The sequence below is a fragment of the Halobacterium sp. NMX12-1 genome (assembly GCF_040435975.1).
Taxonomy (GTDB): domain Archaea; phylum Halobacteriota; class Halobacteria; order Halobacteriales; family Halobacteriaceae; genus Halobacterium; species Halobacterium hubeiense.
On record NZ_CP159204.1, the window covers coordinates 1,565,369 to 1,585,967 of the forward strand.

The following is a 20,599-nucleotide window of genomic DNA, read 5'->3' on the forward strand; positions in this document are numbered from 1 at the left end:
CCGTGTGTAAGCCGCGTTTTCCCTTTAAGCCTTGCTAGTGGCACCGAGTACCACGAACGAGCGGGTCGCTGCCGTCTTGCGGTTTTCCCGACTACCGGAAAAACGGGCCGGCGGATTTATCACGAACCGATGGACTATCGGTGCGCCGTCCGTCGAAAACTCCCGAGGGTCGCAGAACGTTACTCGTCGCTGTAACCGTCGCTGACCGTGACCTGCGCCGGCCGGAGCACCTTCCCGCCCATCTCGTAGCCCGAGCGGTAGACGTCCGCGACCGTGCCCTCGGGCTGGTCGCTGTCCACGCGCATCATCACTTCGTGGCGCTGCGCGTCGACCTCCTCGCCGGCGGACGGCGCAATCTCGGAGACGCCCTCCGCGTCGAGCACGCGGTCGAACTCCTTGCGCGTGAGCTTCACGCCCTCGCGGAGGCTGTCCACGTCCCCGGACTCCTCGTCGAGCGCGCGGCCGAGGTTGTCCCGCACGTCCAGCAGGCGCTCCACGAGGTCTTCCGTGGCGCGCTCCCTGATGTCCTCCTGGCGCTGCTTCGCGCGCTGCTTGTAGTTCTGGAAGTCCGCCTGCTTGGCCTGCAGTCGCTCCGTCAGGTCCTCGACTTCGTCCTCCGCCTCCGAGAGGTCGTCCTCCAGTTCCGCGACGCGGGCTTCGAGGTCCGCGACCTCGTCGCCGAGGTCCTCGTCGTGCTCGCGGACGCGCTCGGCCAGCGACTCCCCGCTGGCGTCCTCGGCGTCCGCGTCGGCGTCGGCGGCCTGCTCGGCGTCGTTGCTCATGTGCGTGGGAAACGGATACTCGGGTTTACGGATTTCGGGACGCCGGCGCTGGCTACGACATACAGAGCGTTCGACGAGCTGCTCGCTCTCTCCATCGACGTCCCTCCGGCAATCGGTGAGGGCGCTGGGTCGTCGCTTAGCTGTTGGCCATGCTCCGGCAGGATTCGGCGCACTTCTCGAGAACGTCGGCGCACTCCTGGCAGTGGTCGGCGTCGTGTTGCTCGCACTCCTCGGCGCACGCCTCGCAGGCGTCCGCGCAGACCGCCGCGAGGTCGCCGCTGTACTGCGAGTCGCGCGCCATGAAGCGGGCGTGCAGCGACGTGAGGTCGGCGACGTCCCGACAGAGGCGCGCGCACTCCTCCATCTCGGGGTCACCGAGGCACTCGTCGGCGCACCACTCGCAGATTTCGGCGGCTTCGTTACAGTTCTCGATGCACTCTCGTTGCTCGTCGTTCAGGCCGTCGATGTTCGAGACGGTCTCGGAAAGGGACATTCCGTCGTAGTGGACAGCCAGCAACCGTGTAAGCGACAGCCTTGCCCTCGAAAGGAACTAAACGCGGTCTAACTGCTACTGTCTATCCCGCACTCACAGAGATAGATTCCAGTGTCGGAGCAGCAAGTCCGTGGCGAGCTACGTACGCACGCCCGCTCACCGATTCAGCCGTTGCACGTTCAGGCATCGTTCTGGATAGAGAGACCGCGCTAGCAACTGCTGGAAGCGCCTCCGGCGAGTCCGACGACTAATTAGCGTCCGCTCCCTACGTCCGCGCGTGACAGTCCGGCTGGGGTTCGAGGACGGCACGCTCCGCGTCGAGCACGACGGCGACGGCCCGCCCACGAACGGCGTCGCCAGCCTGCCCGGCGTCGAGTACGACGAGCGCACGGAGACGGGCCGAGCCCCCGCGATGGCGTACGCCGACCTCGTCGCGTACCTCGACGCGCGCGAAATCCCCTACGAGGACGACGCGCTCCACGCCGAATCGCTCGCCGTCGAGTCCGCGTACGAACTCCGGGACTACCAGCAGGACGCCCTCGACGCGTGGACCGGCAACGACCGCCGCGGAGTACTCGAACTCCCCACCGGCTCCGGGAAGACGGTCATCGGCCTGAAGGCCATCGAGGCGGTCGGTCAGTCGGCGCTCGTCGTCGTGCCGACCATCGACCTGCTGACGCAGTGGAAGCGCGAACTCGGCACCGAGTTCGACTGCGACATCGGTCAGTTGGGGGGCGGCGAGCAAGAAGTCGAGTCGATTACGGTCGCGACCTACGACTCGGCGTACCTCCGCGCGGACGACCTCGGCGACCGGTTCGGGCTCGTCGTCTTCGACGAGGCCCATCACCTCGGCGGCGAGGAGTTCCAGAACATCGCGCGCTTGCTCGCCGCGCCCGCCCGGCTCGGCCTCACCGCGACGTTCGAGCGCCCGGACAACGCCCACGAGGTCGTCGCGGAACTGGTGGGGGACGTGGTCTACCGGCTCTCCGCGGACGACCTCGCGGGCGACCACCTCGCCGAGTACGACGTCAAGCGCCTCGAAGTCCCGCTCACCGCCGACGAGCGCGAGCGCTACGAGGCCGCGCAGGGGACGTTCACGGACTACCTCCAGCAGTCGAACGTCCAACTGCGCTCGGGCAGCGACTACCAGGAGCTCGTGAAGCGCTCGGGCAACGACCCGCAGGCGCGGGAGGCGCTGCTCGCGAAACAGCGCGCGCGCCGCATCGTCCGCGAGAGCGACGCGAAAGTCCAACGCATCGAAGGCATTCTGGACCGGCATCGCCGCGACCGCGTCATCGTGTTCGCGGCGTCCACAGACCTCGTCTACCGGCTCTCCGAGAAATTCCTCCTGCCCGCCATCACGCACGAGACGGGCGCCAGCGAGCGCCGCACGATTCTGGAGAAGTTCCGGAGCGGCGACTACTCGCGGGTCGTCACGGCGAACGTCTTGGACGAGGGCGTGGACGTGCCGGACGCGAACGTCGCGGTGGTGTTCGCGGGCAGCGGCAGCGAGCGCGAGTTCACGCAGCGGCTCGGGCGCGTGCTCCGGCCGAAAGAAGACGGCGGGCGGGCGCTGCTGTACGAGCTCGTGAGCGCCGACACCGCGGAAGAGCGCGTCGCCGACCGCCGCCGCTAGTCCTCGACGATGTCGGTGTTCCAGCTGGCGTTCGTGACGTCGTCGTAGGCGACGTCGTACTCCACGCGGACGACGGTCGTCTCGTTCGGGCCGAGCGTGATCTCCCGGACGCGCGTGTAGGACTCGTCGTCGAACTCGGTGTTGACGTACAGCGTCCCCGACGCCTCGCGCCCGGAGGGATTGCTGACGGTGGCGACGACCACGGCGTTGCCGTTCTCGCCTTCCTCGTACGTGGACTCGGCGACCGTCAGGCCGGCCTCGTCGTTGCCGCTTCGCAGGCAGCCCGCGAGCGGGAGGGCGACGCTCGCGGCGGCCGTCCGTCGGAGCAGCGTCCGCCGGTTCATACGTCTCGGTCCGGGCGTACCGGCAAGAATCTTCTGTATCCTTTTGTGCGCGCGCCGCCAATCTCGGAGCGTGCTGACGAAGGACCTCCTGCGCGTGTCCCGAGCGGGCGGCGGCTACCAGCCGCAGTTCGCGGCCGAGGGCGACGAGGCGCTCGCGGCGCGCGTGCTCGGCACGTTTCAGGGGCACGTCGGCGAAGAGCGCGCGGACCTCCGCGAGTCGCTGACGGAGTTAGAGCGGGAGGCCGAGGACTTCAAGCTCGTGCGCGGGCTCGCTCACCTCGTCGAGCGCGACGCGACGTTCGAGGTGCAGTCCGCAGTCGACCCCCGCTCCGCGCGCCGCGCGGCGTTCGCGGCCGCCGAGGACGTGGGCGTCGTCCACGCGGACGAGCGGGAGGAGGCGCTCGCGGCGGCCGCCGAGGGGTTCCCCGGCGACGTGACGCCCGACGACCTCGCGGCCTCGCTGTACGCCGACCGCGAGACCCGCGAGGTCCTCACCGAGGTCGCCTCGCGCTGGACGCCCGCGTCGCTGGTCGCCCAGTACAATCTCTCCTTAGCGCAGACCGCGCTGTTCGACGCGACCGAGATGCGCGTGCGCTCCTCGGACCCCCGCGGGCTCGTCTCCGCGGTGAAGCGCCTCGGCCTGCTGTACGAGGTGATTCCCATCGAGGACGGCGAGGGCCGCGAGGTCGTGCTCACCGGCCCGGACGCGCTGTTCCAGCGCTCGCGGCGGTACGGCACGCGGTTCGCGCGCGTCCTCCGCACGGTCGCGAAGGGCGACGACTGGGAAGTCGAGGCCACCATCGACGACCGCGGGCGCGAGCGCCTGCTGGAACTCTCCGCGGGCGACTTCGACGTCCCGGACGCCGACCCCGTGACGGAGGTGGAGTACGACAGCGGCGTCGAGCGCGAGTTCGCCGCGCGCTTCCAGTCACTCGATTTGGACTGGGAGCTCGTCCGCGAGCCGGACGTGCTCGCGGCGGGCGACCGCCTGATGGTGCCGGACTTCGCGTTCGACTACGCGTTCGGCGACGAGCGCGTCTACTTCGAGATTATGGGGTTCTGGACGCCCGAGTACGTCGAGAAGAAGCTCTCCCAACTGGACGCCATCGACGAGACGCTCCTCGTGGCCGTGGACGCGAGCCTCGGCGTCGGCGAGGACGTCCAGTCCCGCGACCACCGCGTCGTGGAGTACACGGGCTCCGTGCGCGTCAAAGACGTGGTGGACGCGCTCCGCGACCTCGAAGCCGACCTCGTCGCCGAGTCCGCCGCCGACCTCCCGGACGAACTCGCGCCCGACGCGGACGCAGTCACGCTCGCGGACCTCGCGGCGTCACGCGGCGTCAGCGAGGACGCCATCGAGGACGTGGCCTTCCCCGAACACGAACTCGTGGGACGCACGCTCGTCCGCCCCGACGTGCTGGACGACGTAGCCGCAGAACTGGAGGCAGGGATGTCGAAAGACGACGCCGAAGCGGTCGCCGAGAGCTACGGCATCGACGACGCGAGCGCGCTGTTCTCCCGGCTCGGCTACCGCGTCGAGTGGGAGGGACTGAGCGGCGGAACGCTACGCGAGAAAGACTAAACGTCCCGGCGGCGGCCCTTCGGCACCATCGACTTGAGGTCGCCGTACGTGTAGAGGCCGACGCCGATGGGTTCGACGCCGCCCGCGAGGTCGTGGGCGACGACGAGGTAGCCCCAGTCGCCGTCCCACTCGATTTCCTGCTCCTCGCCGGCGAGGAAGCGCTTGGCCTCCGGCTCGTCGAGCACGATGACGTTCTGCTCGGCGTCGCGGCCGAACCGCTGGACGGCGTCCGTGGTGGGCTTCCAGTGCTCCTGTCGCGTGCGCAGGATTTTCAGGCCGAGCGCCTCGACGGGCACCGGCTCCCCGGGGTCGTAGGGGAGCGCCCAGACCTTCCCCTTGCCCTTCTCCCAGAACGTGTACTCGTCGAAGGTGTCCTCGGGGACGGCGAACCGGTCCACCCACCAGTCCACGACGGCCCCGCGAGTCGGCCGACCTTTGACCGTCCGGTCGGCGTCCGTCTGGGGGAGGCGGTCGAACTGGCCGCTCCTGTTCCGGCGGAAGTGGTCGATGCCGCCGTCGCTCTCGTCGGAACCGTGGTCGTCGTCAGTCACGCCGTCACCTCCAGTTTCGCGGCGAAGAACCCGCCCGTGTCGTTCTGGTGGGGGTAGTAGCGGCGCGTCTTCGTCAGCGAGTCGTCGTACGTCTCGTCGTTCCACGCCGTGATTCCGGGCGAGGATTCGAGGCCGGTGTCGAACTCCACGAGCCGACAGTCGCCGTCGGAGAGGGCGCTGTCGACGACGGCCTCGTTCTCCTCGGGGGCGAACGTGCACGTGGAGTACACCACGGTCCCGCCCTCGCGAGTGAGTTCGATGGCGCGTTCGAGGATGTCCGACTGGAGCGCCGCGAGGTTCCGGCTCGCGCTCGCTCCTGCGCCGTCGAGGGCGTCGGCGTTCTTGCGGATGGTGCCCTCGCAGGTGCAGGGCGCGTCGACGAGCGCGCGGTCGAAAGCGTCCACGTCCGGGAACGGGTCGAGTGTCGCGCGGCGCGCGTCCTCGTTCGTGACCGCGGCGCTCGTGACGCCGAGGCGGTCGCAGTTCCCGCGCAGCGCGGAGAGGCGGCCGAGGTTGTCGTCGTTCGCGACGACCAGCCCCTCGTCGTCCATCTCCGCCGCGAGCTGGGTGGTCTTCCCGCCGGGCGCGGCACACGAGTCCCAGACGACCTCCCCCGGTTGCGGGTCCAGAATCGCGGGCGGCACGGCCGACACTTCCTCCTGGCCGTGAATCCAGCCGTGGACGTAGGGCCACGTGTTCCCCGGCTTGCCGGTGGCGACGCCCAGCACGTCGCTGTTCCAGTCGCGGCCGTAGACGTCGATGCCCTCGGCTTCGAGGGCCTCGACCGCGCGGTCCCGGGTCGCCTTGATAGAGTTGACCCGGACCGTCGTGGGGAGGTGGCGTTCGCAGGCGTCGAGGAACGCGTCGAAGTCGTCGATTATCGGCTCGTATCGCGAGAGCGCGTCCATTACCCCGTCGTACGGCGGAGGGGCGCTTGTGGGTTACGTTCGCTGCTGCTCCGACCCAGGCCGCCCCCGAGTTTAAGCCGTCTCCGGGAGACGGGCCAGCCATGGCGAGCATTCGCACCAAAACCGAGCTCGACCTCGACAGTCCGACGCTCGTCGAGGGACTGCCGGGCGTCGGCCTCGTCGGCAAAATCGCCACCGACCACCTCGTCGACGCCTTCGACATGGAGTACGTCGCGAGCGTGGACTGTCAGAACATCCCCCGCGTCTCCGTCTACGAGGCGGACGCCCGCGACGTCCTCCCGCCCGTCCGGCTGTACGCCGACGAGCAGCGAGACCTGCTCGCGCTCCAGTCGGACGTGCCGCTGGCCCGCGACACCGGCAGCGAGTTCGCGGACTGCGTCACCGAGTGGGTCACGGACAACGACGCCACGCCGCTGTACCTCAGCGCCCTCCCGATGCAGAACCTCGACCGCTCGACCGCCCCCGAGGTGTTCGGCATCGCCAGCGGCGACGCCGCGGCCCGCCTCGACGCCCACGACATCGACACGCCGCCCGAGCGCGGCCTCGTCAGCGGCCCGACGGGCGCGCTCATCAACCGGGCGGCCGAGAGCGGCACCGACGCCGTCGGCCTCGTCGTCGAGTCCGACCCGCAGTTCCCCGACCCCGCGGCCGCGAAGCAGCTCATCGACGACGCCATCGAGCCGCTGGCCGGCGTCGACGTCCCCACGGAGAAGCTCGTCGAGGAGGCCGAGGAGATTCGCGAGCAGAAGAAGCGCCTCGCCCAGCGCATGCAGGAAGCCGAAGAGAACGAGTCCACGCAGGCGCGCCCGATGCGGATGTTCCAGTAGTTTCCGCGGGCCGACACGTAGCGGCACCCTCAAGGCGCGCGCGACCGTCTAGGCGGTAACGCTGCAGATGGACTCCGACGACACACTCGCCGTGCTCTTCGTCGACGACGACGCCGCCCGCGCCGCCGACGCTGCCGCACGCCTCGAAGCCGCCGACTCGCGAATAGCCACGCGCACCGCGACCGCGGGCGACGACGCGCTCGCGGTCGTCGACGCCGGCGTCGACTGCGTCGTGAGCCGGTGGGCGATGGCGGGCGTCGACGGCGTCGAGTTCCTCGAAGCCGTCCGCGCCAGCCACCCCGACCTCCCGTTCGTCCTGTTCGCCGCCGACGCCGACGAGAGCGTCGCCAGCGACGCGGTCGCCGCCGGCGTCACCGAGTACGTCACCGACGACCGCGACGCCGACCGGTTCGCGGACCTCGCGCGCCGCGTCCGCATCGCCGTCGAGCGCGCCGACGCCACCCGCGACGAGCGCGCTGACCGCGAACGCGTCCGCTGCGCCCTCGACGGCGCGCCCGACCCGATTCTGGTCGCCGCCGACGGCGCGTTCACGTACGCGAACGCCGCAGCCGCCGACCGCCTCGACGCCGCCGACGCCGACTCGCTGGTCGGCACTGCCGTCGCGGCAGTCGAGGAACTCGACGACGCCACGACGTCCGCGTTCGACGCCGCCAGCGACCTCGACTCCGCGTGGCGGACTCTCCACACGCTCACCGGGGAGGCGTTCTCCGCCACGGTCACCACGCGCGTCATTCCGTGGGGGGACCGCACGGGCGTCGTCGCCATCGTCCGCGACGCCGTCGGTGACGACACCCGTGAGCACACGCAAGCCCGGTACCGGGCGACGTTCGAGGGCGCGATGGACGCGATGGTCGTCGCGGACGACGACGGCCGCTACATCGACGCCAACGAGAGCGCCTGCGAGCTGTTCGGACTCTCGCGGGCCGAACTGCTCGGCCGCCGCGTCGCCGAGTTCGCGCCCGACGACTACGACTTCGACGACGCGTGGGCGGACTTCGAGACGAACGCCACCGACTCCGGGTCGTTTCCGCTCGTCCGCCCCGACGGCGAGCGCCGCCTCGTCGAGTACGCCGCCACCGCGAACGTCGTGCCCGGCGAACACCTCTCCGTGCTCCGGGACGTCACCGAGCGCACCCGCCTCCAGGAAGCGCTCCAGTCCGAGCAGGCGGCGCTCCGCGAGATGTACCGCATCACCGCGGACCGCGAGGCCGACTTCGAGACGAAGCTCCGCGACCTCCTCGACCTCGGGTGCGACATCCTCGACGTCCCCCACGGCTTCCTCACCGAAATCGAGGACGGCACACAGCGCGTCGTCGAAGCGCGCGGCGACCACCCGCTGCTCCAGCCCGGCGACACTTGCCCGCTCTCGGACGCCTACTGCCGGAAGACTATCACCGAGGACGAACTGGTCACCGTCCAGAACGCGGTCGCGGAGGGGTGGAGCGACGACCCCGCCTTCGAGCGCTTCGGCCTCGGCTGTTACGCCGGCGCCCAGGTCGTCGTCGACGGCGAGACCTACGGCACGTTCTGCTTCGCGGACACCGACGCCCGCGAGGAGCCGTTCTCGGAGACCGAGCGCACGTTCGTCGAACTGATGGCGCGGTGGGCGAGCTACGAGATCGAACAGCGCCGCGCGACCGAGCGCCTCCGCCGGCAGAACGACCGACTGGAGGAGTTCGCGTCGATGGTCAGCCACGACCTCCGCAGCCCGCTGAACGTCGCGCGCGGCTTCCTCGACCTCGCCCGCGAGGACGGCGACCCCGAGCACTTCGACCGCGCCAGCGACGCCCTCGACCGCATGGAGCGCATCGTCAGCGACGTCCTCTACCTCGCCCGCGAAGGCGAGGAAATCGGGGACGCCGAACCGGTCGCCCTCGGCGACGCGGTCGCTCGCTCGTGGGCGGCGGTCGCCGGCGACGACACCGCCGCCAGTCTCGCGGTCGCGGACGACCTCGGGGACGTCGTCGCCGACGACGACCGCCTCTGCCAGCTCCTGGAGAACCTCTTCCGGAATGCTGTGGAACACGGTTCCACGGACCCTGCCTCGCAGGCTCGGCAGGATGCTGTGGAACACGTCGGCCCCCACGTCACCGTCCGCGTCGTCCCGACTGAGGACGGCTTCGCGGTCGAGGACGACGGCCCCGGCCTCCCGTCGGGCGACCACAGCGACCTCTTCGAGCGCGGCGTCACCACCGAGGACGACGGCACCGGCTTCGGGCTCTACATCGTCCGCAAAATCGCGTCCGCCCACGGCTGGACCGTCGAAGCCACCGACAGCGAGAGCGGCGGCGCGCGCTTCGAGTTTTCCGGCGTCGAACGCGGCGCGACCGCCACGCGGTAGCGTCGCTGTCGGTTACGTTTTCGACAGAAATGCACCGACCGGGGAGTCTCGCGAGCACAGCGAGCGAGACATCGGTCGGAAACGACCGTAGGGAGTGCACCGACCGGGAGTGAGCAGTCCGGAGGACTGCGAACGCCGAAAGACGCTCTTGCGTCTTTCGGGATTTGAACCGTTGTGAGACGTTCCTGCTCGCTTTGCTGCGCGGGCTGCGACTCACAGGGTTCAGAATCCCTGTGTATTTCGTCTCGCTTTGCTCGACAGAAATGCACCGACCGGGATTTGAACCCGGGCCATGAGCTTGGAAGGCTCAGGTCCTAGCCACTAGACCATCGGTGCTCACTCCGTTCACACCGCGCATCGGCGAACTTCGTTCGCCTCAACATCGGTGCGCTGCGCTTCGCTTGCGCACCGTGGCTCGCAAAACCTCCGGTTTTGCTCACCATCGGTGCTCACGTGCCAGTTTCCCCCGGTCGCTTAAGGGCGTTACTCTTCGCCGTGGACGACGGCGTAGCAGTTCCCGCTGGCGGTGAACGTCTCTCCGACGGCGAGCGCGCTCGCTCGGAGGTCCGCGCGGAACTCGTCGGGGTCGTAGACGTGGTAGAACCGGGGGACCGTCTCGCCGCCGGGGAGCGTCCAGTCCACGGTCGTGTCGAAGCCCTCGGTCCGGTCGAAGTTGTCGTGGGTTGTGCTCCACGCGCTTACGAGGGCGTCCCCGTCCGCGGTGAGCACGCGCGCGAGTTCGTCGAGGCTGGCGACACGGGCGTCCCGGTCTGGGAGGTGGTGGATGGTCGCGACGTACACCGCGAGGTCCGCGACATTCGCGGCGAGCGGGAGGCGCTCGGCGTCGCCGGCGACGAGGGCCGCGTCGAAGCCGCGGTCGGTGGCGCGGTCGCGGGCTTCACGGAGGAGGCCGCGGCTGGCGTCCACGCCGACTGCGCGGTCGGCGTTCGCGGCGAGCAGTTCGGTGTGGCGGCCGTTCCCGCAGCCGACGTCGACGGCGACGGTGCCGGTGCGGTCGGCGAGGAACTCCTCGATTTCCGGCCACGGGTACTCGCGGGTCTTCGAGAAGTGCTCGGCGATGCGGTCGTACGTGTGGTGGACGTCAGTCACGAGAGTCACCCGAGGACGAGGAACGTGCCGTACGCGATTGCGAGCATCAGCGTGGCGTGTTTCGCGCCGGCTTTCACGCTCCCCTGTCCCATCTGTCCGGCGACCAGCCCCGAGCAGACCGCCTGCACGAGGCCCGTGTGGAAGAACACCAGACTGTACGCGTCCTTCGTCGCCTGCGTGAGGTTGGCGGTCCGCGAGAACGCGCCCGAGCTCCCGCCGGCGGGGAGCTGGCCGGCCGGCGCCGTCGTCTCCACGACGGGGATGTTCGGGATGAAGATGACGTCGAGCGCGACGATGATGGCGAGGAACACGAAGAAGGCGATGTAGATGACGACGAGGTACGTCAGCAGCTCGCTGCGGCGGTCGCGTTCGAGGCGCCGCGTCGCCTTCGCCTCGTTGGCAGCGATGCGCAACACGGGACCGAGGTCGCCGCTGGCCCGCATCGCGTTCGTCGTCAGCGTCACGACCCGGGAGATGGCGGGCGTGGCGGTGCGGTCGCGGAACCGGCCGAGCGCGTGCTCGATGCGCGCGCCCCACTGGACGTCCGCCCACGTGCGTTCCAGTTCCGTGGTGAGCGCGCCGAGGTCGCTGCCGACGACGCGCCCGAAGCTCTGGACGACCGGCATCCCCGCCTCGTTCGTGGACGCGAACCGGTCGAGGAAGTCCGGCACGCCCGCCTCGATGGCTTTCACGCGGCGCCGGTGGAGTTCGTACGCGAACGTGAACGTCCCGAGCACGAACAGCGTCGCGTGCACGAGCGGGTCGTCGTACGCGGTGAGGTCGGTGACGCCCGCCGACGCGAGCGGCCACCACTGGACGAGCAGGTAGAGCGCGGCGAGCGGCACGGTCGCGTACAGCAGCACCGTCGGGGACTCGCGCACGACCGACACGGGGTTGCGCAGCCGGTAGAGTATCGGCCGCAGCGCCTCGTAGGTGGCGAGGCGCTCGCGGTTCTGTTCGGTGGCCGCACCGGCCGTCTGGCCGCCGTCCGCGCGCGCCGTCCGCCGGGGGATGGACTGGAAGCGCGTCGCCGCCTCCGAGCCCTCGTCGCCGGTGACCTCGCCGCCGGTCGCGGTCCCCGTGATGCTGTCGAGGTAGACGACGAACCCGACGGTCGCCATCGGAATCAGCAGGTACGCGGTGAACTGCAGGAACGTCAGCGTGTCCGCGAGCGTGAGCCCGACGACGACGAGGATGGTGATGAGGAACAGCGGCCCGGCGACCAGCAGCGTGACGTACGCCTCCGCGAGCGTCGCGAGCAGTTCGAGGAACTGCTCCTGCTGGGCTTCGGCTTCCTCCGCGTAGTAGTCGTACTGGCGCTTCAGGAACCCCGGGAGGTCGCGGCCGCTCTGGAGGACGCTCGTGAGGTTCTCCGAGAACTCCGCGAGCTCCTCGCTGGGCGTGCGCTGGCCGAGCCGGCCGAGCGCGCGCAGGATGTCCGCGCCGTACATGTCCACGTCCTTGACGGCGACCGCCATCTCCTCGGCGCTCTCCCCGTAGACTTCGCGGTTGCGCGCGAGAATCCGCAGCACCTCGGGGAGCGCCATCCCGCTCCGGGAGAGCGCGTACAGGAACGCGACCGTGCGCTCCATCGACGCGTCGATGCGGCGCTCGCGCTCGCCCGCCCGGTAGCTCGGCATCGTCCACCGGAACTGGTAGGCGGCGTACGCCGCGAGCACGCCCAGCGTCGCGCCCGACGCGAGGAAGAGCGCGAACAGTTCGCCGCCGGAGAAGCCGCTGACACTCTCCACGAACAGCCCCTGTACGGCCGCGGGGAACTGCGACTGGAGGCTCTCGGACGCACTCCCGAGGAACACGAGCACGCTCGCGACGAGGTAGACGCCGAGGATGCTGCCCGCGAGCGCGCCGACGGTCGCGTAGAGGAACGTCCGCGAGGCGTACACGCGGTACGTCTGCGGGACGTGGGCGCCCTGTAGCGCGGCGACCTGTCCGGGGTTGGCGTCTCGGCGCCGCCGCGCGAACCCGCCGAACGCCGCCAGCGACAGCCGGGAGACGAGCCGGTCTATCGGGGCGAACACCGGCGCCGCCGCGAGCGCGAACAAGACCACGAACACCGCGACCAGCGGCGCGAAGACCAGCGGCGACGCCATGCTACTCGCCGACACCCGGCGCGTTCACGACGACGTCCTCCTCGAGCTCCGAGCGGACGCGCTCGACGACCCGTTCGGGGTTCGCGTAGTACTCGTTGACGACGGCCGTGAACTGGCGGTAGTCGGTGACGTCCTTCTGCGTGAGGTACTGGAGGACGCGCTTGCGGTTCCGCAGCTCGCGCAACAGCTCGCCCCGCGACCAGCCGCGCTCGTCGCGAATCTCGTCGAGGACGACCGAGTCCCGCTGCTCGAAGTCGTCGTTGCCGGGGTTCCACTCGAACGCCGTCGAGTAGTCGAGGTCGCCGGTGCGCTGGTCGATGCCCTCGATTTCCGCGATGACGCGGTTCCGGCGGACGCGCTCGCCGCCGACGTGCGTGAGCGTCTGCACGCAGAGCACGTCGAGGCTCTGAATCATCGCCCGCGGGACGTTGATGGGCTCGTTCTCCAGCCGATTGATGACCGTCTGCACGCTGTCGGCGTGCATCGTCGAGTACGTCGTGTGGCCGGTGTTCATCGCCTGGAACAGCGTCATCGCCTCGTCGCCGCGCACTTCGCCGACGATGATGTACTCGGGGCGGTGGCGCAGCGCCGACCGGAGCAGGTCGTACATCGTGATGTCCTCGCCTTCACCGATTGACTCCCGGGTGACCGAGGACAGCCAGTTCTCGTGGAACAGCGTCAGCTCGCGGGTGTCCTCGATGGTGAGCACCTTCGAGCGCGGCGGCACGAACATCGAGATGGCGTTCATCGATGTCGTCTTCCCGGAGGCGGTGCCGCCCGCGAACAGCAGGCTCTTGTTGGACTCGATGGCGAGCCAGAGGTACGCCATCTGGTCCAAGTCGAACGTGTTGTAGTCCACGGGCGTCGCGGGCGTGAACGGGTCCTCGCTGTACTTCCGAATCGTGAACGCCGACCCGCGCGGCGTGACCTCCTCGCCGAGCGCGAGCTCCGCGCGGGAGCCGTCCGGGAGCGTCGTCTCCGTCACGGGGTCGCCGATGGAGATGTGGCGGCCGGACTGCTGGGCGAGCCGCACCACGAAGCCGTCCAGTTCCTCCTGCTCGTAGGAGACGTTCGTCTCGACGTCCGTGTACTGGTCGTGGTAGACGAACAGCGGGACGCCGTAGCCGTCACAGGAGATGTCCTCGATGTGAGGGTCCCGCATCACCGGGTCGAGCTTCTCGAACCCCTCGAAGGTGCGGTGGAGGTAGTAGAACAGCCGGTAGAAGGCGTTCGGGTCCACGTCGATGCCGTACTCCTCGATGAGCCGCTTCATCTGCCGCTTCAGCACGGCCTCGGGGTCGTCGGGCTCGTACTCGGCGTCGTAGATGAGCGCGTCCCGGATGTCGTCGTACAGCGTCTCCAGCAGGTCCTGCTCGAAGTCGTCGAGCCCGGGTTCGACGACGTGGTAGCGGTACTCGTCGTTGTCGGCGTCGTGGCCGACGTAGACGAACGCGTACGGCGCGTGCACCCAGTAGCGGTCGACCTCCTCGTAGCCGTCGAGGCCGTCGAACTCCACGAGCGGCCCGTGGGCGGCGGGGTCGTACTCGACGAGTTCGACCGTGGAGCCGCGGACGACGTCGACGACGCGCTCGGCGCGCTCTCGGAGAGTCTCGAACTGTCGTTCGAAGTCCGCGAGGAAGTCGGCGGGCATCGATTACTACCTCCACCTTCGCCCGCGTCACCTTAAAGGCTGGCTGCCGAGTCGTCGCCGGGTTCCACGACGGCGTTCGCGAGGCGCTCGCCGGCCGCGACGCGGCGGACGTTCTCCCGGACGAGCGCGGCCATCCGCTCGGCGTAGTCGCGGGTCGCCGCGGCAGCGTGCGGCGTCACCACCACTTCGTCCAGCTCCCACAGCGGCGAGTCCTCGGGCAGCGGCTCCGTCTCGAAGACATCCAGCGCCGCGCCCGCGAGGTCGTCGCCCTCCAGCGCGTCCACGAGCGCGTCCTGCTCGACGACGGGGCCACGCGCGACGTTCACCAGCACCGCGTCGTCGCGCATCGCGTCCAGTTCGGCGTCGCCAATCATGCCCTCCGTGTCGTCGGTCAGCGGCACCGCGAGCGCGACGAACTTCGCGTCCACGATGGCCTCGTGGAGGTCGGCGCGCGGGTAGACGGTATCGACGTGGTCAACGGGCGTCGGCGTGCGCTTGACGCCGACGACGTCCATCCCGAGGGCGTCGGCTCGCGCCGCGATGCCCTGCCCGAGCGTCCCGAGGCCGACGACGCACAGCGAGGAGCCGTCGAGCGTGAACGGGTCCTGCCACGCCGGCCACGCCCACTCCTTGCGCTCCTGCTTGCTGCGGTACTCGTGGAGCCGGCGCGCGAACGAGAGCATGTAGCCGGCGACCGTCTCGCCGACGCTGTCGCCGTGCGTGCCCGTGCTGTTCGTCAGGCGGACGCCAGCGGCTTCGAGGTCCTCGAACGGGAACCGGTCCACGCCGGACTGCACGGAGTGAATCCACTCCAGACCGCTGTCGAGAAAGGCGTCGTCGTACGCGAACGTCACGAGCGCGTCCACGCCGTCGAGGTCGTCGGACGTGACCACGGTCACCTCGGGGCCGACGTCGGCGAGCTCGTCGACCAGCACCGTCGGCGGGAACAGCGTCTCCACGGACGCGTGAATCCCGATGCGCGTTACCATACGCGGGGGTTGCCGGGCCGCCCTCTACAGTGTGTCGGTGCCGGCGGCTCACCGCGTCACGACGTAGGAGACGGTGAAGATGAGGACGGCCGCGGTCGCCACGTTCACGAGCGTGAACGCCGCCGCGCCGATGAACTCCAGGCCGCCGACGACGACGAGCGCGAACAGCGTCGACAGCACCGCGTTGATTCCCTGCGCGACCCACGGGCTCCCCTCAGTGCCCTCTGCCGCCTCGGTGAATCCCGCCTCGTCGCCCGCGCTGCGTTCGTCTTCGCTCATACGTCGAAGCCCGGGAGTCCCGCACTTAGCTCTTGGCCGACGAGACCCGGGAACTAAGGCAGTCGAATGCTATCCACACGCATGGGCATCGTCAACAGGGTTTCGGCCGCGCTGTCGGGGAGCGCGGAGATGGACGACGTGGACGTCGACGCCTCGCGGGGCGCGTACTGGTGCGACGACTGCAGCGTGTGCGTGCGAGACGTGACTGTTGACGAGGAGGGACTGGACCGCGACGAGGCGGGCACGCCGCTGTGCCCGGACTGCGGCGACCCGATGCGCTTCGAGCGCTCCTACGAGGACGGCTGCGCCTGCTGACTACCGGGTCGCGGGCTCGGGCTCGCGCAACACGACTTCCGCCTCGTTCTCCGTGGCGAACGGCCCGTTCGGGAGCGCCGCCACGTTCTCCCACTCCTCGTCAGTGACGAGCGCGTCGTCTAGCCGCTCTCGGAGCGCCGCTTCATCGACGTCCGTACCGATGACGACGAACTCCGTGCGGCGGTCGCCGTGCTCGTCGTCCCACTCCAGGTTCGGACGGTTCGACCGATAGAGGTCCTGCTCGACCTCCGGGAGCGACGCAATCCACGGGCCGCGCGCGGTCACGCGCACCGACGGCCCCGCCTGCCCGACGGTCTGCCGGAGGTCGTTCCCAGCGACCCACAGCGTCCCCTTCGAGCGTACCACGCCCTCGGGGAGCGTCCGCAGCACTTCCGCAATTCGATCGGGGTGGAACGGCCGCCGCGCCCGGTACGTGAACGACGAGACGCCGTACACCTCGTCGGGGTGGCGGTGGTCGTGGTCGTCCTCGCCGTGGTCGTGACCCTCGTCGTCCGATTCGAGCGCGCGCTTCCAGCCGGGGAGGTCGCCGACCTCGCTCTCGTCGAAGCGCTCGACGTCCAGCAGCCACGACGGGTCCACCTCGGAGAACGACGTGCGGACGGTGTCCGCCTCGGGCTGGAGCGCCGCCACGAGCTCCTCGGCCTCGTCGAGTTCGGCGTCCGTGCAGAGGTCGGCCTTGTTCAGTACGACCGCGTTCGACACCTCGATTTGCTCCACGAGCAGGTCCGACAGCGGCCGGCCGTCCTCGTCAGTGCCGACGCGCTCGGGCGTGCCGTCGCCGCCGAACGTGTCCACGAGTAGCCGGCTGTCCACGACCGTCACGAGGCCGTTCACGCGGTACTTCGCGGCCACGCGGGACTCGGTGGTGAACAGCCGCGCGACGGGAGCGGGCTCCGAGATTCCCGAGGACTCCACGACGAGGTGGTCGAAGTCGCGGTCCTGCGCGAGCCGCACCACCGCGGTTTCGAGGTCGTCCTGGAGCTCACAGCAGATACAGCCGTTCGACAGCTCCGCGACGCCCTCGGCGACGTCCAGCTCCGACCCCTCCGCCACGAGGTCGGCGTCGATATTCACGTCGCCCATGTCGTTCACGAGGACGGCGACGTCGCGGTCGCCCGAGTTCGCGAGCAGGTGATTCAGCAGCGTCGTCTTCCCGGCGCCGAGACTCCCCGACAGTACCGTCACCGGAATCCGTTCGCCCATGCGTGTGAGTACGTGGCAGTCGCCTTGAACCTCGTGCTTCTCGGGGACGCTGGCGGGCACGCGACCGCGACAGCTTTTACCGCGAGAAGCCGTACCACCGACACGATGAACGTCGCCGAGCGAATCGCGGCCTACCGGGAGGCCGTCGAGGAGTGGCTGCGCGGCCTCTATCACGGCATGATAAGCCACCCGGCCTACGAGAAAATCGAGAAGGAGGCCGAGGACCTCGAGGACGCGTTCCTGCTCGCCTGCTTCCCGGACGCCTTCGGCATCCCCTCGCCGGTCTCGTACTACACCGCCGAGATTCTGCCGTACATCGAGGACGAGTTCGAGGCGTGGGAGCGACGCCTCTGGGACCGCGAGACGATGCTCGAACGCAAGGGCCAACAGTACCACTTCTGATGACCGCGACACCACCACGCCGACCGCTCGCATCGCGACCGACCGACAGCCCGACCGCGGAGGCGCGCCAGTGAAGCCGTTCGTGTTCTTCGGCGGGAAGGGCGGCGTCGGCAAGACGACCGTCTCGTGTGCGTACGCGCGGAAGTGCGCCGACGCCGGCGTCGAGACGCTCGTCGTCTCCACGGACCCCGCCCACTCCGTCTCGGACGTCTTCGACCAGCAGTTCGGGGACGCCCCCGAATCAGTCGAGGGTATCGAGGGGCTGTCGGCGCTCGAAATCGACCCCGACGAGGAGGTCACCGCGCACCTCGACGACATCCGCAACCGGCTCTCCGACCAGGTGTCGGCGTCGATGGTCAACGAGATCAACAAGCAACTGGAGATGGCCCACCAGACGCCGGGCGCCTACGAGTCCGCGCTGTTCGACCGATTCGTCGAGGTGATGCGCAACAGCGACCCCTACGACCGCGTCGTCTTCGACACCGCGCCCACCGGCTCGACGCTACGACTGCTCGGCCTCCCGGAGTTCCTCGAATCGTGGGTCGAGCGCCTGATGCACAAGCGCCGGCAGAGCATCGACCTCTTCGAGAAGGCCGCGGTCGGGAACAACGAACCCCGGCGCGTGATGGACGGCGACCCCGTGCTCGCGCGACTGCAGGAGCGCAAGGAGTTCTTCGAGTTCGCGGGCGGCGCGCTCCGCGAGGACGCTGCGTTCTTCCTCGTGTTGAACCCCGACCAGCTCTCCGTCAACGAGACCGAGCGCGCCATCGCGGACATGGACGACGAGGACCTCGAAGTCCGCGGGCTCGTCGCGAACAAGCTCACGCCGTCCCCGGACGACGACGAGAACGGCCGCGGCGCGCGCTACCTCCGGGACCGCGTGGAAACCGAGAACGAGCGGCTCGCGACCGTCCGGGAGTCACTGGACGCGCCGCTGGTCGCCGAAATCGAGTCCCGCACCCGCGAGGTGAAAGGTGACCTGCTGGCGGAGGTCGCCGGCGAACTCGACGTCGAGGTCGCCGCCGAGGAACCGGCGTTCGTCTGAGGCGGGGGTCGCGCCGTCGAGCGATTATTTCGACGCCGGGGACACTCATTAAGAGGCGAACGTTTAAGTGGGAGTTCGGTAATCAGTGTCACGAAGGTACGTTACAAATGACACAGGTAATATGGATTGTGGCGGCGGTCCTCGTCACGTTCTCACTGGGGTACGTGGGGTACTCGAAGTACCTCTCCCGGTTCGTCGACATCGACGACTCGCGTGACACGCCCGCTCACAAGTACGAAGACGGACAGGAGTACGTCCCGGCGAAGAAACCAGTGCTGCTCGGCCACCACTTCTCCAGCATCGCGGGCGGCGCGCCCATCGTCGGCCCCATCACGGCCGGCGCCATCTGGGGGTGGGCGCCGGCGCTCGCGTGGGTCGCCATCGGCAACCCGCTGATGGGCGCCGTCCACGACTTCATCTCGCTGTCCGGCTCGATGCGACACGAGGGGAAGTCAATCGGCTACATCATCGGCGAGTACGTCGGTGAACGCGGGAAGAACATGCTGCTGTGGTTCGCGTTCCTCACCATCATCCTCGTGGTCGCGGTGTTCGCGCTCGTCGTGGGCATCGTGTTGAACGCGTACCCGTCGGCGGCCACCGCGAGCTTCGTGTACATCGCGCTCGCCGTGGTGTTCGGCGTCTACCTCTACCAGCTCGACGGCCCGTTCATCCCCGGCACCATCGTGTTCGTCGCCGGCGTGTTCGCGGGCGTCTGGCTCGGCATCCAGTACCCGTTCGCGTTCTTCGAACTCGCCGGCGAGGCCGCACACCCCGCGGGCACGTTCATCCTCTTCGACGGCACGGGCTCGTGGGTGCCCGGCGCCGGCGCGCTCGGCGGTAACACCGCCGCGTGGGTGCCCGTGATTCTGGTGTACGCCGCGGCCGCAAGCGCCCTCCCGGTGTGGGTGCTGCTCCAGCCGCGCGACTATCTCTCGTCGTTCCTGCTGTACGCGGGCGTCGGCGGCGCGCTGGTCGCCATCGTCGTCGGGACGTTCCTCGGCACGTCCAGCGAGCCGCTGGTCATCGCCGACAGCATCCAGCCGTTCACCGGCTTCCTCGGCGTCGAGGGACGGGCGCCGTACCCGCTGTTCCCGATGCTGTTCGTGACAATCGCGTGCGGGACCATCAGCGGCTTCCACTCGCTGGTGTCCTCCGGGACGACCGCCAAACAGCTCAACAAGGAGAGCGACGCCCGCCTCATCGGCTACGGCGGGATGCTCGGCGAGGGTCTGCTCGCCGCGGTCGCGCTGTCCACGCTCGCCATCGCCGGCCTCGGCTCGACGGTCATCGAGCAGGGCGGCGGCATCGGCGGCGCGCTCCCGAACTTCGCGGCGGGCGGCGGCGTCATCCTCACGAGCCTCGGCATCCCCGCCAGCTACGGCGGCCCGTTCATGGCGCTCGTGCTCGTGAGCTTCCTGCTCACGTCCACCGACACGGCCGCGCGTCTCGGCCGCTACATGATGGAGGAAATCGTCGGCACGCAGGGCAGCGGCACCGACACCGGCTTCTCGGGCGGCCTCGGTTCGTTCGCCCGCGGGCGGTACACGAACCCCGCCGTCCAGTGTCTCGTCGCGTACGTGCTCATCATCTCCGGCGAGTGGTCGACGCTGTGGGCGCTGTTCGGCAGCGCCAACCAGCTGCTCGCCGCGCTCGCGCTGCTGACCGGCACCGTCTGGCTCGCCAACTGGGACGAGACCAAGCAGCTCGTCTCCACGGGCGTCCCGATGGCCGTCATGGTCGTCATCACGGTGCTCGCGCTGGGGTTCCTCGCCGGCTACCAGTGGCTGTACGTCGGCCTGATTCAGGGCACCGCCGGCGGCATCGGCGGACAGATTTCGATGGCCGTCCGCATCGTGCTCGCCGTCGTGCTCGTCTACCTCGCGCTGTCGCTGGTGCGCATCGGCTACGGCAACATCAGTGACGTCCGCGGCGGCCGCGAACCCGCCGCCGAACCGAGCGACGACTGA

19 protein-coding genes and 1 tRNA gene are annotated in these 20,599 nt (G+C 69.4%); 8 read left to right on the plus strand and 12 right to left on the minus strand.

Features of this window, described 5'->3' with window-relative positions:
* Positions 1 to 179 precede the first annotated feature (179 nt).
* Positions 180 to 782 (minus strand): nucleotide exchange factor GrpE, encoded by a 603-nt coding sequence (locus tag ABSL23_RS09870; protein WP_353633606.1) that lies wholly within the window; start codon positions 780 to 782, stop codon positions 180 to 182.
* 136 nt (positions 783 to 918) lie between these two features.
* The gene (locus ABSL23_RS09875; RefSeq protein ID WP_059056437.1) at positions 919 to 1,275 is read right to left on the minus strand and encodes a four-helix bundle copper-binding protein; all 357 of its coding nucleotides are present in this window, start codon (positions 1,273 to 1,275) and stop codon (positions 919 to 921) included.
* Between the two features lie 277 nt (positions 1,276 to 1,552).
* Here ABSL23_RS09875 and ABSL23_RS09880 point away from each other — a divergent pair, with 277 nt between their 5' ends.
* A complete protein-coding gene (locus tag ABSL23_RS09880; RefSeq protein ID WP_353633607.1) occupies positions 1,553 to 2,911 on the plus strand; it encodes a DEAD/DEAH box helicase family protein in 1,359 nt (452 codons plus the stop codon).
* Here ABSL23_RS09880 and ABSL23_RS09885 read toward each other — a convergent pair.
* A complete protein-coding gene (locus ABSL23_RS09885) occupies positions 2,908 to 3,255 on the minus strand; it encodes a hypothetical protein (RefSeq protein ID WP_059056439.1) in 348 nt (115 codons plus the stop codon). The genes ABSL23_RS09880 and ABSL23_RS09885 overlap by 4 nt on opposite strands.
* A gap of 70 nt (positions 3,256 to 3,325) precedes the next feature.
* Here ABSL23_RS09885 and ABSL23_RS09890 point away from each other — a divergent pair, with 70 nt between their 5' ends.
* Positions 3,326 to 4,837, plus strand: coding sequence for a DUF790 family protein (locus ABSL23_RS09890; protein WP_353633608.1), 1,512 nt, complete (start codon positions 3,326 to 3,328; stop codon positions 4,835 to 4,837).
* Here the strand turns inward: ABSL23_RS09890 and ABSL23_RS09895 are convergent.
* Positions 4,834 to 5,346: a hypothetical protein gene (locus ABSL23_RS09895; protein ID WP_059058200.1), complete on the minus strand. Its 513-nt coding sequence runs from the start codon at positions 5,344 to 5,346 to the stop codon at positions 4,834 to 4,836. The two genes, ABSL23_RS09890 and ABSL23_RS09895, sit on opposite strands and share 4 nt — an antisense overlap.
* Before the next feature lie 38 nt (positions 5,347 to 5,384).
* A complete protein-coding gene (locus ABSL23_RS09900) occupies positions 5,385 to 6,296 on the minus strand; it encodes an RsmB/NOP family class I SAM-dependent RNA methyltransferase (protein ID WP_353633609.1) in 912 nt (303 codons plus the stop codon).
* 101 nt (positions 6,297 to 6,397) lie between these two features.
* On the opposite strand from ABSL23_RS09900, the gene ABSL23_RS09905 reads away from it, so the two are divergent.
* Both ABSL23_RS09905 and ABSL23_RS09910 read left to right on the plus strand, forming a co-directional pair.
* On the plus strand, positions 6,398 to 7,144 hold the full coding sequence (locus ABSL23_RS09905) for a proteasome assembly chaperone family protein (RefSeq protein WP_353633610.1): 747 nt from the start codon (positions 6,398 to 6,400) through the stop codon (positions 7,142 to 7,144).
* A 67-nt stretch (positions 7,145 to 7,211) separates the two neighbouring features.
* Positions 7,212 to 9,506: a PAS domain S-box protein gene (locus ABSL23_RS09910; RefSeq protein ID WP_353633611.1), complete on the plus strand. Its 2,295-nt coding sequence runs from the start codon at positions 7,212 to 7,214 to the stop codon at positions 9,504 to 9,506.
* A gap of 264 nt (positions 9,507 to 9,770) precedes the next feature.
* Here the strand turns inward: ABSL23_RS09910 and ABSL23_RS09915 are convergent.
* The 6 genes from ABSL23_RS09915 to ABSL23_RS09940 form a co-directional block, all read right to left on the minus strand.
* A tRNA-Gly gene (locus ABSL23_RS09915) sits at positions 9,771 to 9,842 on the minus strand.
* A gap of 147 nt (positions 9,843 to 9,989) precedes the next feature.
* Positions 9,990 to 10,616: a class I SAM-dependent methyltransferase gene (locus tag ABSL23_RS09920; RefSeq protein WP_353633612.1), complete on the minus strand. Its 627-nt coding sequence runs from the start codon at positions 10,614 to 10,616 to the stop codon at positions 9,990 to 9,992.
* Between the two features lie 5 nt (positions 10,617 to 10,621).
* Positions 10,622 to 12,727: a type II secretion system F family protein gene (locus ABSL23_RS09925; protein WP_353633613.1), complete on the minus strand. Its 2,106-nt coding sequence runs from the start codon at positions 12,725 to 12,727 to the stop codon at positions 10,622 to 10,624.
* 1 nt (position 12,728) lies between these two features.
* Positions 12,729 to 14,378 (minus strand): type II/IV secretion system ATPase subunit, encoded by a 1,650-nt coding sequence (locus ABSL23_RS09930; RefSeq protein WP_353633614.1) that lies wholly within the window; start codon positions 14,376 to 14,378, stop codon positions 12,729 to 12,731.
* A 32-nt stretch (positions 14,379 to 14,410) separates the two neighbouring features.
* Positions 14,411 to 15,367 carry a D-2-hydroxyacid dehydrogenase gene (ddh, locus tag ABSL23_RS09935; RefSeq protein WP_353633615.1) on the minus strand — a complete coding sequence of 319 codons (957 nt, stop codon included), beginning with the start codon at positions 15,365 to 15,367 and terminating at the stop codon, positions 14,411 to 14,413.
* A gap of 48 nt (positions 15,368 to 15,415) precedes the next feature.
* A complete protein-coding gene (locus ABSL23_RS09940) occupies positions 15,416 to 15,646 on the minus strand; it encodes a hypothetical protein (protein ID WP_353633616.1) in 231 nt (76 codons plus the stop codon).
* An 81-nt stretch (positions 15,647 to 15,727) separates the two neighbouring features.
* Between ABSL23_RS09940 and ABSL23_RS09945 the strand changes: the two genes are divergently transcribed.
* The gene (locus ABSL23_RS09945) at positions 15,728 to 15,961 is read left to right on the plus strand and encodes a hypothetical protein (RefSeq protein ID WP_353635374.1); all 234 of its coding nucleotides are present in this window, start codon (positions 15,728 to 15,730) and stop codon (positions 15,959 to 15,961) included.
* On the opposite strand, the gene ABSL23_RS09950 is transcribed toward ABSL23_RS09945, so the two are convergent.
* Positions 15,962 to 17,185 carry a GTP-binding protein gene (locus ABSL23_RS09950; protein WP_353633617.1) on the minus strand — a complete coding sequence of 408 codons (1,224 nt, stop codon included), beginning with the start codon at positions 17,183 to 17,185 and terminating at the stop codon, positions 15,962 to 15,964.
* A 105-nt stretch (positions 17,186 to 17,290) separates the two neighbouring features.
* Between ABSL23_RS09950 and ABSL23_RS09955 the strand changes: the two genes are divergently transcribed.
* The 3 genes from ABSL23_RS09955 to ABSL23_RS09965 all read left to right on the plus strand — a co-directional run bounded on the left by ABSL23_RS09955 (position 17,291) and on the right by ABSL23_RS09965 (position 20,599).
* Positions 17,291 to 17,587 carry a hypothetical protein gene (locus ABSL23_RS09955; RefSeq protein ID WP_353633618.1) on the plus strand — a complete coding sequence of 99 codons (297 nt, stop codon included), beginning with the start codon at positions 17,291 to 17,293 and terminating at the stop codon, positions 17,585 to 17,587.
* 70 nt (positions 17,588 to 17,657) lie between these two features.
* Positions 17,658 to 18,632 (plus strand): TRC40/GET3/ArsA family transport-energizing ATPase, encoded by a 975-nt coding sequence (locus ABSL23_RS09960; RefSeq protein ID WP_353633619.1) that lies wholly within the window; start codon positions 17,658 to 17,660, stop codon positions 18,630 to 18,632.
* Positions 18,633 to 18,739: 107 nt separating this feature from the next.
* Entirely contained in the window at positions 18,740 to 20,599 is a 1,860-nt protein-coding gene (locus tag ABSL23_RS09965) for a carbon starvation protein A (protein WP_353633620.1), read from the plus strand.